This is a genomic window from Mycobacterium asiaticum (assembly GCF_001673365.1).
Classification (GTDB): domain Bacteria; phylum Actinomycetota; class Actinomycetes; order Mycobacteriales; family Mycobacteriaceae; genus Mycobacterium; species Mycobacterium asiaticum_A.
Map to the genome: position 1 here is coordinate 9,799 of NZ_LZLS01000176.1, position 13,263 is coordinate 23,061.

Here is a 13,263-nt window from a genome sequence, read left to right on the forward strand (position 1 = left end):
AGTGCATGTCCAAAGCCTCATCGGAGAGGGACGTCAGTGGTCTTCCGCGCAGACCAGGAAATCGGTCGCGATCTGGCTGCCGTCGATTGGTCGTCCACGCCGCTGGGCCCCGTAGACGAATGGCCGCAAAGCCTTCGCACGGCGGTCAACATCCTGCTGTCGTCGCAGTTCTCCATGTGGATGGGATGGGGCCCGGAGCTCACCTTCTTCTGTAACGCCGCCTACCGCCGAGACACGTTGGGCCGCAAGTACCCCTGGGCCCTCGGACGTCCGGCCAGCGAGGTATGGGCGGAGATCTGGCCGGATATCAGTCCACGAGTCGACCGGGTGCTGTCCACGGCTGAAGCAACCTGGGACGAAGCGTTGATGCTCATCTTGGAGCGGTCGGGCTACCCCGAGGAGACCTACCACACGTTCTCCTACAGCCCGTTGCGGGACGAGGACGCTCGCCTGGTCGGCATGTTGTGCGTCGTCATGGAGGACACCGAGCGGGTGATCGCTGAACGTCGCATTGCGACGTTGCGTGACCTCGGCTCGGATCCAAGCGTCATACGCACCGAGCGGCAGATGCTCGACTTCGCCGCCGACCAGCTCGCCGGCAACCCGTACGATCTGCCGTTCACCCTGACCTACTTGTTCGAATCCGACGGCGACGCGCAGCTGGCCGGGGTGAGCGGGATTTCGCACGGACACCCGGCGGCTCCGGAAACGCTGTCGAGCAGCGGAACGTCGTTGTGGTTGGTCGGGGACGTGGCGCAGGGCGGATCGGAACTGATCGACCTCGACACCACCGGCCTGGCGCTTCCGACCGGCGGTTGGAGTGAGCCGCCCAAGCAGGCGCTGGTAGTGCCTTTGTTGCAGCAGGGTGGCGCGCCGGTCGGCTTCCTGGTCGCCGCGCTGAACCGCTACCGCGAGTTCGACGACGGGTACCGGGGCTTCATCGAACTCGTGGCCGGATACATCGCGACCGGGGTGATCAGCGCCCGCAGCTACCAGGCTCAGCAGCGCCGTGCCGAAGAACTGGCCGAGCTCGACCGAGCAAAAACCACCTTTTTTTCCAACATCAGCCACGAATTCCGGACGCCGCTCACCTTGATTCTCGGTCCGATCGACGACTTGCGCGGCCGGCTCGACGGTGTCGATGACACGGACGCGGTCCGGGCTCGCGACGAACTGGAACTCGTGCACCGCAACGCGCTGCGGCTGGCCAAGCTGGTGAACACGCTGTTGGACTTCTCGCGCATCGAGGCGGGACGGATGCGGGCCCGCTTCGAGCCCGTCGACCTTGCCGTGGTCACCGCGGAACTGGCCAGCGTGTTCCGCTCGGCGATCGAGCAGGCTGGCCTGACGTTCACCGTGGACTGCCCGCCGCTTGGAGAAGCGGTGTACGTGGACCGCGAGATGTGGGAGAAGGTGGTGCTCAACCTGCTTTCCAACGCGTTCAAGTTCACCCTCGACGGAGCAATCACCGTGCGGGTCAGTAGCGAGGACGGCCAGGCGGCAGTGCGGGTGGCCGACACCGGGGTCGGGGTGTCCGCTGCCGAGATGCCTCGGCTTTTCGAACGCTTCCATCGCATCGAAACCGCCCAGGCCAGGTCCACCGAGGGCAGCGGCATCGGCTTGGCGCTAGTCCGGGAACTGGTCGGCTTGCACGGTGGCGATATCACCGCGGACAGTCGGGAGGGCGTGGGCACCACGTTTACCGTCCGGTTGCCGTTCGGCGCGGCCCATCTGCCGCCCGACGAACTGGTCGAACCGGACACCGTCGCCCGGTCCTCGAACTCCGGGATCGCCGAACCGTTCGTGCAAGAAGTCTCGCGTTCGTTGCCGGGTATGCCACCGACCGTCGGCGCTTCGGTGCCGGCCGCGCAGAGCGGTACCCCGCTGGCGCGCGTGTTGGTTGCCGACGACAACGTCGACATGCGTGAATACCTGACCGGCCTGCTACAGACTGCCGGCTACGAGGTCAGTGGTTTCGGCGACGGTCAGGCGGCGCTGGATGCCATCCGCGTCCGCGTGCCGGACCTGGTCATCAGCGACGTCATGATGCCCGGGCTCAGTGGTCTGCAACTGCTGGCCGCGCTGCGGGCGGACCCGCGCACGGCTGCGCTGCCGGTGCTGCTGTTGTCGGCGCGCGCGGGGCAGGAGGCCTCCATCGAGGGCCTGTTGGCCGGCGCCGACGACTACCTGGTCAAGCCATTCGCCGCCGCCGACCTGTTGGCCCGGGTGCGGGCCAATGTCGAGCTGGCCCGGGTCCGCAACTACCACGCGCGTTGGCGCACCGCGCTGGTGGACTCGTTGCAGGAAGCGTTCTTCGTGTGCGACGAGCGCGGCGCCGTTATCGAGATCAACTCGGCGTTCACCGAGATCGTCGGCTACGGCCCCGAGGGCCTGCCTTATGAGCCCGTCCATCCCTGGTGGCCGGACTTGCAAACCGATCTCGAATCGCCCCAGTTTCCCGACTTGCTCAGCGGCACGCACGGCACCTTCACCGTGCCGGTTACCCACCGCGACGGGCACCGGCTGTGGGTCGCGGTCAACTTCAACTACGCCGATGACCCGGAATCCGGGCGGCGGGTCATGGTCGGTACCTTCCGCGACGTCACCGCCGAGCACTATGCGGTCCAGAGTCAGAGTGCGTTAGCTGAACTCAATCAGCAACTGGCGCAAGCGGATACGTTGAAGGACGCGCTGCAGGGAGCCGTCGAGGTGTTACACCGGGTGTGGCAGACCCGGCGGGTTCTGGCGGTGACGTTCCTCAGTGAGTCGCCCAAACAAAGCGTTCCGGATGTGGTCTGTGCGGGGGAACGCGCCCGGTGGGCCGAACTCCCGGCTGAGCACCGCCAGCAGATTGAGTCGCTGCGGGAATCAGACCTACTTACCACCAGCATCGGCGACGCGGGTGCGGCCGGAATCGCGCTGCAGCATCCGCGCGGGGTGATGGTGGTGTGGCTCGAGCTTTCCGAGCACCGGCGGTTTACTCGGGAGGACCACACGTTGCTGACCGTGCTGGCCGGGCGCCTCGGACAGGGACTGCAACGCGTCTACCAACTCGACGAGCAGCGCGAAACCGCTGTCGCACTTCAACATGCGATGTTGGGTCCCGCGACGTTGCCCGACGGGTTTGCCGTGCGGTATCTGCCGGCGAGCCATCCCCTGCAGGTGGGCGGTGACTGGTATGACGTCGTGGAGATCGACGAGGGGCGGGTCGCGCTGATCGTCGGCGATTGCGTCGGCCACGGTCTGGCCGCGGCCACCGTGATGGGTCAACTGCGTAGCGCGTGCCGCGCGGTGTTGCTCGAACAGCCCAGTCCCGGTGCGGCGCTTGCTGCGATGGACCGGTTCGCCGCGCGGTTGCCCGGCGCCCGGTGCACCACCGCGTTCTGCGCGGTGCTCACTGTGGAGACCGGAGAAGTGGTCTATTCGAACGCGGGGCACCCGCCGCCCATCATGGCCTACGCCGACGGTACGACCACGCTGTTGGAGGGCGAACACGGACTGCCACTGGCGCTGCGCCCGGACTGGCCGCGGCCCGAAAGCCGGGTCACGATGCCGCCCCGCGCGACGCTGTTGCTCTACACCGACGGTTTGGTCGAACGCCGCGGCCGTTCGCTGGACGACGGTATGACGCGTGCGGCCGACCTGGTTCAAAGCGGTCGGTCCGAGGCGCTCGAAGAGGTGGCCGACCGTCTCATGTCCGCATTGGAACCCGACGGCGGGTATCCCGACGATGTGGCCATGCTGCTGTATCGGCAGCCGGCGCCGTTGGCTATGGAGTTCACCGCCGACGTGAGCTACTTGGCTCGGAGCCGAAATGCGTTGCGAGGCTGGCTGACTCGGGCCGGCGTAGCTCCCGACCAAATTCAGGATGTGCTCACCGCGACGGGCGAAGCGGTAGCGAACTCGATCGAGCATGGCTACCGCGACCGACCGCTGGGCACCGTGTCGCTCCGGGCGACCGCGATCGTCGACAGGTTGCAGGTGACCGTCGCTGACAGCGGTGCGTGGCGGACCCCGACCACGGAAGCCGACTTCAGTCGGGGGCGCGGGATTTCGCTCATGCGAGTCCTCATGGAGGACTTCACTATTCAGTCCAGCGGAAGCGGCACCACCGTGCACATGTACACGAGGATCACCTGATGGCCACACCTCTGACCTTGAACACGGAACTCGGCGGGGACGGCAAGACCCGCGTGGTTGCGGCCGGGGAAATCGACCTCAGCAACATCCACATGTTCAAGCAAGCGCTCTTCGATGCCAGCGGGGATGCCGGCGCGCCGATCACCATCGACCTCGGTGCAGTGAAATACCTTGACAGCGCGGGAATCAACGCGCTTTTCGACCATGCCGAAGCGGTGGAGCACCTACATGTGGTCGTGCATCCCTTACTCGTGCGGGTCCTTACGGTCAGCGGATTTTGCAAGATCGCGACGATCGAGGCCGCGTCCTAGCCACGCCGACGGTTGAACTGCATGTCGAGGCTGCGCAGGTAGGTCTGTAAACCCGCGTCCTGCACCGGAATCAGATGCGCTGGGGCGTGCGACTCGTTGAAGTGGGCGTGCCACATGCCCGGAGGAGTCGTGAAGGCGCCACCGGCCTGCCAGTCCACTCGAATCGGGTCGGCGATTTCGCCGCGGTCGTCCAAGTGGGTGCCCAGCAGGGTGTAGCAACCGGGCGAGGCGTCCAGGATCAGGTCAAGCGCGACCGACTGGTGCCGGTGTGGCCGCTGCTGTTGGCCGGGTGGCAGCACGCCGAACATCGCCCACAACACGTGGGTCAGTGTCAGCGTCTGCTCCTGGTCGGCGTTGGCGAGCAACACGCTGACCCGGTTCTTGTTGTTCGCTCCCGGACGTGACGCGATGCGCTCGAGTTCGGCGACGGCGTCGGCACGGTGGAATTTCGTCGGGCGAAACTTGGGCTGGGTGGCGTGCACGCCTAGGTACCGCAGCAACGGCTCGTCGTGCACCCAGTACATGGCGGTGTCGGCGTCGGCGTAGAAGACCGGGCGTGCGCCGGCCGGCAGGGTCAGGAAGTCGCCCTTCTCCCACCGCACCAATCGACCATCGACGGCGGCCATGCCGCGCCCGTAGAGGACGTAGTACAGCTGTGAGGTGGCGTTGGGGCTGGTGTCGATCTGCTCGCCCGCACGGATCCGCAGGAAGTTAGCCAGCAGGGCGGGGCTGGTGGCCGGACCGGTCGTGATGCCGAGGTCGTTCGACAGGTCCAGCGGGATGACCCCGGTGGGCTCATCACGGTAGATGTCGGCATTGAACTGGGCGATCGGCATGCGCGGTGTGTGACCGGAGGCGATGGGGTCAGCCGCCTGGGTGTACTCGAAGTAGCGGGCGTCGTCGGCCCAGTCCTGAAACCGGCCTTCGAAGGTGTATTCGGCGACGTTTGCCAGTGGCGCCGGAATCGTCGGGTCCAACGTGTCGGTTGCGGTGGTCATGGCTTTGCCTCCTCTTTCCCGCCGGTGATATGCAGATAGTATCTATCTTGTATCTAAGCTGCAAATCGAGCACGCCGCTACAGTCGACATGCGATTCGGCGGCAAGGAGGCGGCATGGCATCGGAGGTGGCCAGCGGGCCTCGTGCTGCCAAGGACCGGGCGCTGGATTACGTCAAGACGCAGGTGCTCACCGGGGCGTTTCCCGGTGGAGAACTCATCAGCGAAGGCGAGGTCGCAACCGCATTGGGCATGTCGCGCACCCCGGTCCGGGAGGCCTTCTTGCAGCTGGAAGCGGCTGGACTGCTGCGGCTGTACCCCAAGCGCGGTGCCCTGGTGGTACCCGTTTCACCCGATGAAGTGCGGGCCGTGCTGGAAGCCCGGTTGGTGATGGAAGAGTTCGCGGCCGGCGCGGTGATCCGACGTGGGCCTGACGTGTGCGCCGAGGTGTTCGACCGGCTATCCGTCGAAGTGCAGCGTCAACATGAGGCGGCAGACGCCGCGCAGCTGGCCGAATTCCTCGACTCCGATCGCGCTTTTCACAACATCACTCTCGAGGCGGCCGGCAATACCATACTGGCCGGCTTCTACTCGTCCCTGCGCGATCGTCAGATGCGGATGATCGGCGAATCGGCACGAAATCGTCAGCGCCTGAACACAATTATCGGAGAACATCTACGCATTGCCGAAGCGCTGCGTGCCGGTGACGCCAGCGCGGCGCGTGAGGCCGTGCGGGCACACCTGACCAGCACCACGCGCGCTCTGGGGCTGGCCGAGTTGACCGGGGAGCATCGATGAGCGATCAGAGCATTGTCGTCGTGGGCGGCGGCCTGGCGGGTCTGGCTGCCACCGTGTGGCTGGCCGAACTGGGGTACGCCGTCACTCTGCTGGAGAGCAACGGCTCACTGGGCGGACGGACCATCGGGCTGACCTCCGGCCACGGCGATGCGATAGAGAACGGCCAGCACGTGTTGGCCGGCTCTTACGACTGCATCTTCAGGTACCTGGATTCGGTTGGCACACGCCATCTTTTGGAGTTTCCCGACGAGTTCGGGGTGCGCTACCCGGGTGGGCACGTCGAGACGTTCGGACTGCGCGCACGTAACGCGCGCCGCATGTTTCTGGGTCAGGTGCGGGGATTGGGTATCCCCACCCTGCTTCGTGCCGCGCCGGCGTGGGCACGGTTGATGCGCGACGTCGTCCGCTTCGACGATGCGTTGGATGCCATCACCGTCGACGAATGGTTCGACCGGCTCGGGTTTCCCGCCGCGATGCGCCGAATCATGCTTAATTCCATGGTGATTGGGTTACTCAACGAGTTGCCGCAGTTCGCGTCCGCGCACGCGTTCGCGGCATTGCTGCGTACCGGCGCCGACCGGGTTCGCCGCGGCGGCCCCAACGCGATGCGCATCGGCTATCCCACCGTGGACCTGGAGACGCTGTATCTCAGCGGTGCTCGGCGCGTGCTGGCCGAACGCAACGTGGATGTGCGGTTGCGTACCAAAGCGGTATCGGTCGTCGTCGACGACGACCGGGCGGCCGGGGTGCGACTGGCCGACGGCACGACGATCGAAGCCGACGCGGTGGTACTCGCGGTGCCGTCGTGGAACCTGCGGTCGCTGTTGGACGACGTGCCCGATTCGGAAGATGCCCGGCTGGCCGCCAAGCAACTCGAGCCCATCCCCATCATGAACGCCTACGTGCTGCTCGACCGGCCGCTGGGGACCGTGGCGCCCTGGGAATCCTTGCTCGACAGCGACATTGGCTGGGTGTTCGACCGCGACCGTATGCACGGGCCGCGCCCCGACGGCAACCACCTGTACGCGCTGACCACGTGCGCGGCCTACGACCTCATGACTCTGAAAAACCGGGAGGTCGCCGATCGTCTGGTCGCCGCGCTGCGTGCCAGCTATCCGGCCGCCCGCGATGCCCAGGTGTTGGATGTCACAGTGGTGCCCTGGCCCAAGGCGACGTTTTCGTCCCGGGTCGGTATGTCCACCATCCGACCGGTCAATCGCACCGCGCTGCCCAACCTGGCCCTGGCCGGTGACTGGACGCACAATGACTGGCCGACCACCATGGAGGGCGCTGCGCAAAGTGCCGCCCGCGCAGTGGATCTCGTGCACGAGGCGCTCAAGTCGCGGAGGTGATCGGCGCCGTCGGGCGGCACTGTGAGATTCTGTGCCTCATGTCTGTGCTGCAAGGACGACGGGTTGCCATCACCGGTGGCGCGCAGGGGATCGGCCGGTCCATCGGCCAGGCGTTGATCGCCGCCGGCGCGCGGGTTGCGCTCGGTGACGTGCAAGAAGACGTCGTCAAACAGACCGCCGCCGAACTGGGCGACGCGGCAACGGGTTACCACCTCGATGTGACGGACCCTGCCAGCTTCGAGAAGTTTCTGGACCAGACGACCGAGGATCTCGGTGGGTTCGACGTCCTGGTGAACAACGCGGGCATCATGCCCATCGGGCCGTTCCTCGAAGAGAGCGCGGCCGTCACCCGGCGCACGGTCGAAATCGACGTGCTCGGGGTCCTGACCGGCACCCGGTTGGCAGGGACCCGGTTCGCCAAGCGCGGCTCGGGTCACATCGTCAACATCGCCTCGGTGATGGGCACCCTGGCATCGCCGAACGCGGCCACCTACTGCGCGTCCAAGTATGCCGTCGTCGGCTTCAGCGAGGCGCTGCGCCAGGAGTGGCGGGGCAGCGGCGTCAAGGTGTCGGCGATCTGCCCAGGTTTCGTCCGCACCGAGCTGATTGCCGGCATGTCGGCACCGGGCCCGCTGGAGCGCTTTTTGGTGGTAAACCCGGAGGACGTCGCCGCCGCGGTGGTCGCCGAACTGGCCAAAGGCGCGTCGCGCACGGTGTTCGTGCCCAAGCTGGTCGGTTTGGTCTCGCGCGGAACAACCATCCTGCCCGCGCCGATCGTCGACGCCGCATTCCGGTTGTCGGGTGGCAACAAGGTCACCTCGGAACTGGACCGTGACAAGCGCGCGGCCTATCAGGCCCGAATCGAAAACCAGGAGGAAGCATGACCCGAATCGAGCTGACCGGTTTGCGAGGCGTGCCCGAGACCGCACTGAGCGCGGCGCTGGTCGCGACCCTGCCCGACAATGAGGCCCCGGCGCCGTGGACGTGCCGGTGTTCGGCGTTGTTGTGGGTCGGGCGCGGTGGACGCGCCGCGGCCGCGGCCCTGCCGCCGTCTTTGTCGGGCAGTTCCGCGCTGGCCACCGTGGGCGGGTTCGTCCGCTACACCGACACTCCGGTCGGTGCCTACGACGAAGTGCTCGGCATGGTCGGATCCCGGCGCGGCCTGCGACCCTGGGGGAACGTCGCATTCATGTCCGTGGACTCCGAATCCAGCCTGGTCGGCGGGCGCACCAACTGGGCAATGCCCAAGACCCTGGCCCGCTTCGACGGGGAGTTAGGTGACGGGCGACTCATCACCGCTAACAGCGCCGACGAGCCGTCCTGGACGGTCAGTGCAACGCCGCGGGTCAAAGGCCCGGCGATCCCGCTGAAGGCCAAGGCAACTGCGCGACAGCAATTCGCCGACGGGCGCGTCGGGGACTCGCTGCTCAGCTTCCCCGGCCGGATCCGTCCGGCGCTGGTGACCGTCGGCGTCTCCTCGGCGGGTCCTCTCCCGACCTGGTTGCGTCCGGGCCTGCACCTCGGTGCGTTCGTCGAGGAAGCCACCTTCACCCTCGGCGAACCGAGGTTCTAGTCCAACACGCCGTATTCGTCGAACCAGTGCGCCAGCTTGCCGCGACGGCTGACGGCCCTTAAGCGGGCTTCGGCCGCAGCCCGAGTCTTGCTGGTGGTGACGATCAGCAGTTCGTCGCCGGTCTCAATGCGGGTGTCAGGTTCGGGGACGAACGTGAGGCCGTCGCGGATGATCAGCGTGATGACGGCCGGGTCCGGTAGGCGCAGTTCCAGGATGGTGACGTTGTGCAGCCGCGATGGCGACTGCACGGTCATGGTCAATAGTTCGGCGTCCAACATGTCCAGCGGAGCGGCTTCCACCTGGATCTCGCGGGTCGCCTCACGCGAGATCAGGCCTAGACTGCGCGCGATCGGACGCAGGCTGGGTCCCTGGATCAACGTGAAGACCACGACCAGGACGAAAACGATGTTGAGCAGCCGGGAGCTGTCCGGCACACCGGCCACCACCGGAAAGGTCGCCAACACGATAGGCACCGCGCCGCGCAGCCCTGCCCAGGACAGGAAGACCTGGTCGCGCCAGGGAATGCGGAACCAGATCAGTGAACCGATCACCGAGACCGGCCGCGCTACCAGTAGTAGCACCAGCCCCACGAGGATTGCGGGCACGACGTCGACGGCCAACTCGCTCGGGTCCACGAGCAGCCCGAGCAACACGAACAGGCCGATCTGTGCCAGCCAGCCGACTCCCTCGGCGAACGACCTGGTTGCCGAGCGGTGTGGCAGTCCCGAGTTCGCCAGCACCACCGCGGCGAGGTAGGCGGCGATGAATCCGCTGGCATGGGCGTCGCCGGCGGTGGCGAAGGCGACCAAACCCAGGCCGAACGTGGCGATCGGATACAGACCCGAGGCTGGAAGCGCAATGCGCCGCAGTCCCAGGGCGCCGAGGTAACCGATCACCAAGCCGATCGCCGACCCGCTCAGCAGTTCGTAGGCCAAGTCGGTGACCGCGCCTTCGGGTTCGAACACGAAAGGCACCACGCTGAACATCAGCACGAGAATGACGCCCGGAGCGTCGTTGAAGCCGGATTCGGCCTCGAGCAATCCGGCCACCCGGCGCGGCAGCGGTAGCACTCGCAACACCGAGAACACCGCCGCGGCGTCGGTGGAGGAGACGATGGCTCCCAGCAACAACGCCAGCTGCCAGTCCATGTCCAGCAGCAGACGCGCGCCCACGGCGGTGACGACAGTACTGATGATCACCCCGAAAATGCCCAATACCCCCGCGGGGGCCAGCACTTTTCGAATATCGCTGAAACGGGTGGTCAGACCGCCCTCGACGAGGACGACGGCCAGCGCCGCGGTGCCCACATTCCTAGCCAGCACCACGTCGTCGAACTCCACGCCCAGGCCGTCTTCGCCGACCGCGACCCCGACCAACAGGAACAGCAGCAGACTCGGAAACCCCACCACGGTCGCCACGCGGGTACCGACGATGCTCGCCAGCAGCACGAGGCCGCCGATCGACAAAGTCAGATACAACTGCTGCAGGGTCATTTCATTCCTGGAAGGAGGAGGGCGCCGATTTCGGCGTGGTGCCAGTAAATCAGCCCAGCCCGTCGCGGCGCTCGTCGCACAGGGGGAAGTGCCGGTCCTCTGTGCATACGCAAAAATAGCTACGTGGCGAAACGGAAGTTGCGGATCTTGATTGCCGGTGCCGGCAATGTCGGACGTTCCGTTGCGCAGGAATTGCTCGACGCGGGGCACAAGATCCTGCTGGTCGAACGGCAACGACGCAACTTCGAACCACCCAAGGTGCCCGATGCGGATTGGCTCAACGCCGACGCCTGTGAGATGGCTGCTTTGCAGGAGGCGGGCATGCAGACCTGCGACGTGGTGATCGCGGCCACCGGTGACGACAAGGCCAATCTGGTGGTCGGTCTGCTGGCCAAGTCCGAGTTCGGCGTGCCCAGGGTGGTGGCCAGGATTAACGACGTCCGCAACGAGTGGCTATTCGGCCAGGCGTGGGGCATCGACGTGGCGGTCTCGACGCCGGGTGCGATGGTCGCCGGGATCGAGGGCGCCATCGACGTCGGTCACCTGGTCCGGTTGATGGGTTTGCAGGAAGGCCGTACCGCGTTGACCAAACTGCGACTGCCCGAAGACAACCCGTTGGTGGGGCAGCGGGTGGGCGAACTGGGTCTGCCCAAGAACACCGCGCTGGTCACTGTGGTTCGTGGCGACAGCGTCATCGTTCCCCAAGCCGACGACGTGCTCGACGTCGGCGACGAACTGCTTTTCGTCGCCGACAACGCCCGCGAACGTGCGCTGTGGGCAGCCATCAACAGAGTCAAACCATCACCACGGATGCCGATGCGTCCCGACGCCTGGTAGACAACGCACATGTCTGTCGCCCTGCTCCGCGAAATGTTCGAGCGGATGGTTGTCGCCAAGAACGGCGACCTGATCGACCATTATTACGACCCCGATTTCGTGATGACCTCCGATGGGCTGACGCAGGATTTCGCCGAGTTCCGCGACAGCCACCGCCAGCTCTACGCCACCGAGATCGCCTACGCGGTCGAGTACGACGAGCAGGCCTGGGTGGAGACTGTCGACAAGGTCGCGGGACGGGTGTGGATCACCACGTCGCGCGCGGGCGAGCCGCCGACCCGCATCGAAGTGGTGCTGATCGCCGCCTACCGCGACAACCGGATCCATCGGGTGTGGGAGACCACCTGGCCGAGTTGGCGCGACGTAAAGGCGCTGGAAAACTATTGAGCCGCAACGCGTTTCAGCCCAGGCGTCGCATCAACTCCGCGGCCGCGCGACGTCCGCTGAGCAAGGCGCCATGCACGGTGGCGGGGTTGTCGGCCCCGACGGCCTCGCCGGCCAGGTACAGCCGGTCGCCGATCGGTTCCTGCAGTGCACGGCGGTCGTCGAGCCCGGATCCGTTGGCGTGGAAGGAATACGAGCCCAGCGCGTAGGGGTCGGTGGTCCAATTCGACGATCGGATCTCGACGATGTCGGTGCCGAAGAGGTGGCGGGCGACGGGTAACGCGCTGGTGACCGTATCTTTCGAAGCTGTGGACTCCACCGTGCGACCGCGGGAACCGGGATTGAACGCCAACACAATTGGGCCTGCGGCGGCGGGCAAGGTAAACCACTGGGCCCACTTGCCCTGCTCTGAGCCCAGCTCTGAGCCGAGGTATTGATAGAAGACGTTTTCCTCGTCCCACGTTCTTTGCTGGAAACGGAAGTAGCTCTTGGCCAGCACACCAAATCCCAACGCGGCGACCGCATGTGCGTGTTGGGCGGGCAGCGGCGGGTCGAAGGTGATGCTTGCGGCTTTGAGCACGCCAAGCGGAACCGTCACTATTGCCGCGGGTCCCTCGAACGTCTGGTCGCCCGCCCGTACCGTCACCGAGTTCGACTGCCGTGCAACCGAATTGACCGGGGCGTTCAAGACGATCGGCAGTCCGTCGGCAAGCAGCCGGGGCAGGGCGTCGTAGCCATTGATGATCACCGACTGCGGACCGTCGGTATAGGTACCTACGTCGAATGTTGTTGCGGAGAGTTGGCTCGCGTCGGCGGCGTACTCGTCTTCGATTTCGGTGGTGACGTAATAGGCGAGTGCAGCGCGCTCCTTCTCCGAAAGGTCCTCGCGGTCGGCCTCGGCGGTGACGGCGGCGCCCAGTGTCCCGCCGGCAACCGCTTCCCGCGCGTCGGAGACCAGTTCGCGCCACGTATTGGCCTGGTAGGACATCGGCTGCAGGCGGGGATCGATCACCAGCTTCGCCGGGCGGTCGTAGCGGGTCGGTGCGAGCTGGGCGTGGGCCTGATCAGCCAGCGCCAGCAGCGGATTGTTGGTGGTGCCGTGAATCCAGGAGGCGCCCATTTCCAATGGCACACCCCAGTCGCGGTCGGTGTGCACCCGTCCACCGATCCGGTTTCGGGCTTCGATCACCCGCACCGGCCAGCCCGCATCGTGCAGGCTGCGCGCCGCGGCCAATCCGGCCATGCCGGCGCCGATGACCAGGACTGACTTGTTGTCCGGGGGTGAGGGTGCTGTTTTGGTGCCGTGAGGTTGCGTTGCGCACCCCGCTACCAGGGCGGTTGCCGCCAGGAACCCCCGGCGGGACATCTGGGACACGAGCG

At 66.2% G+C, this 13,263-nt stretch carries 11 protein-coding genes; 8 read left to right on the forward strand and 3 right to left on the reverse strand.

The window, feature by feature from the left end; genetic code table 11:
- The first annotated feature begins 36 nt into the window (after positions 1–36).
- Positions 37–4,140 (forward strand): SpoIIE family protein phosphatase, encoded by a 4,104-nt coding sequence (locus A5634_RS19100; RefSeq protein WP_065145599.1) that lies wholly within the window; start codon positions 37–39, stop codon positions 4,138–4,140.
- On the forward strand, positions 4,140–4,451 hold the full coding sequence (locus tag A5634_RS19105) for an STAS domain-containing protein (RefSeq protein WP_065145600.1): 312 nt from the start codon (positions 4,140–4,142) through the stop codon (positions 4,449–4,451). The genes A5634_RS19100 and A5634_RS19105 overlap by 1 nt, the downstream gene beginning before the upstream one ends.
- Here A5634_RS19105 and A5634_RS19110 read toward each other — a convergent pair.
- Positions 4,448–5,449: a cupin gene (locus A5634_RS19110; RefSeq protein ID WP_065145601.1), complete on the reverse strand. Its 1,002-nt coding sequence runs from the start codon at positions 5,447–5,449 to the stop codon at positions 4,448–4,450. The two genes, A5634_RS19105 and A5634_RS19110, sit on opposite strands and share 4 nt — an antisense overlap.
- Before the next feature lie 114 nt (positions 5,450–5,563).
- Between A5634_RS19110 and A5634_RS19115 the strand changes: the two genes are divergently transcribed.
- From A5634_RS19115 to A5634_RS19130, 4 genes are read left to right on the forward strand one after another with little or no spacing between them, the layout of a single operon-like run.
- Positions 5,564–6,244 carry a GntR family transcriptional regulator gene (locus A5634_RS19115; protein ID WP_065145602.1) on the forward strand — a complete coding sequence of 227 codons (681 nt, stop codon included), beginning with the start codon at positions 5,564–5,566 and terminating at the stop codon, positions 6,242–6,244.
- Positions 6,241–7,596: a hydroxysqualene dehydroxylase HpnE gene (hpnE, locus tag A5634_RS19120; protein WP_065145603.1), complete on the forward strand. Its 1,356-nt coding sequence runs from the start codon at positions 6,241–6,243 to the stop codon at positions 7,594–7,596. Before A5634_RS19115 ends, hpnE begins: the two co-directional genes overlap by 4 nt.
- A 38-nt stretch (positions 7,597–7,634) precedes the next feature.
- Entirely contained in the window at positions 7,635–8,480 is an 846-nt protein-coding gene (locus A5634_RS19125; protein WP_065145604.1) for an SDR family oxidoreductase, read from the forward strand.
- The gene (locus A5634_RS19130) at positions 8,477–9,169 is read left to right on the forward strand and encodes an acetoacetate decarboxylase family protein (protein WP_081290529.1); all 693 of its coding nucleotides are present in this window, start codon (positions 8,477–8,479) and stop codon (positions 9,167–9,169) included. Before A5634_RS19125 ends, A5634_RS19130 begins: the two co-directional genes overlap by 4 nt.
- Here A5634_RS19130 and A5634_RS19135 read toward each other — a convergent pair.
- On the reverse strand, positions 9,166–10,662 hold the full coding sequence (locus A5634_RS19135) for a potassium/proton antiporter (RefSeq protein ID WP_065145605.1): 1,497 nt from the start codon (positions 10,660–10,662) through the stop codon (positions 9,166–9,168). The two genes, A5634_RS19130 and A5634_RS19135, sit on opposite strands and share 4 nt — an antisense overlap.
- A 138-nt stretch (positions 10,663–10,800) precedes the next feature.
- On the opposite strand from A5634_RS19135, the gene A5634_RS19140 reads away from it, so the two are divergent.
- Both A5634_RS19140 and A5634_RS19145 read left to right on the forward strand, forming a co-directional pair.
- The gene (locus A5634_RS19140; protein ID WP_065145621.1) at positions 10,801–11,499 is read left to right on the forward strand and encodes a potassium channel family protein; all 699 of its coding nucleotides are present in this window, start codon (positions 10,801–10,803) and stop codon (positions 11,497–11,499) included.
- A gap of 9 nt (positions 11,500–11,508) precedes the next feature.
- Positions 11,509–11,886 carry a hypothetical protein gene (locus tag A5634_RS19145; RefSeq protein WP_065145606.1) on the forward strand — a complete coding sequence of 126 codons (378 nt, stop codon included), beginning with the start codon at positions 11,509–11,511 and terminating at the stop codon, positions 11,884–11,886.
- Positions 11,887–11,899: 13 nt separating this feature from the next.
- Here A5634_RS19145 and A5634_RS19150 read toward each other — a convergent pair whose 3' ends face one another.
- On the reverse strand, positions 11,900–13,258 hold the full coding sequence (locus A5634_RS19150; RefSeq protein WP_253861756.1) for a flavin monoamine oxidase family protein: 1,359 nt from the start codon (positions 13,256–13,258) through the stop codon (positions 11,900–11,902).
- Between the last annotated feature and the right edge of the window lie 5 nt (positions 13,259–13,263).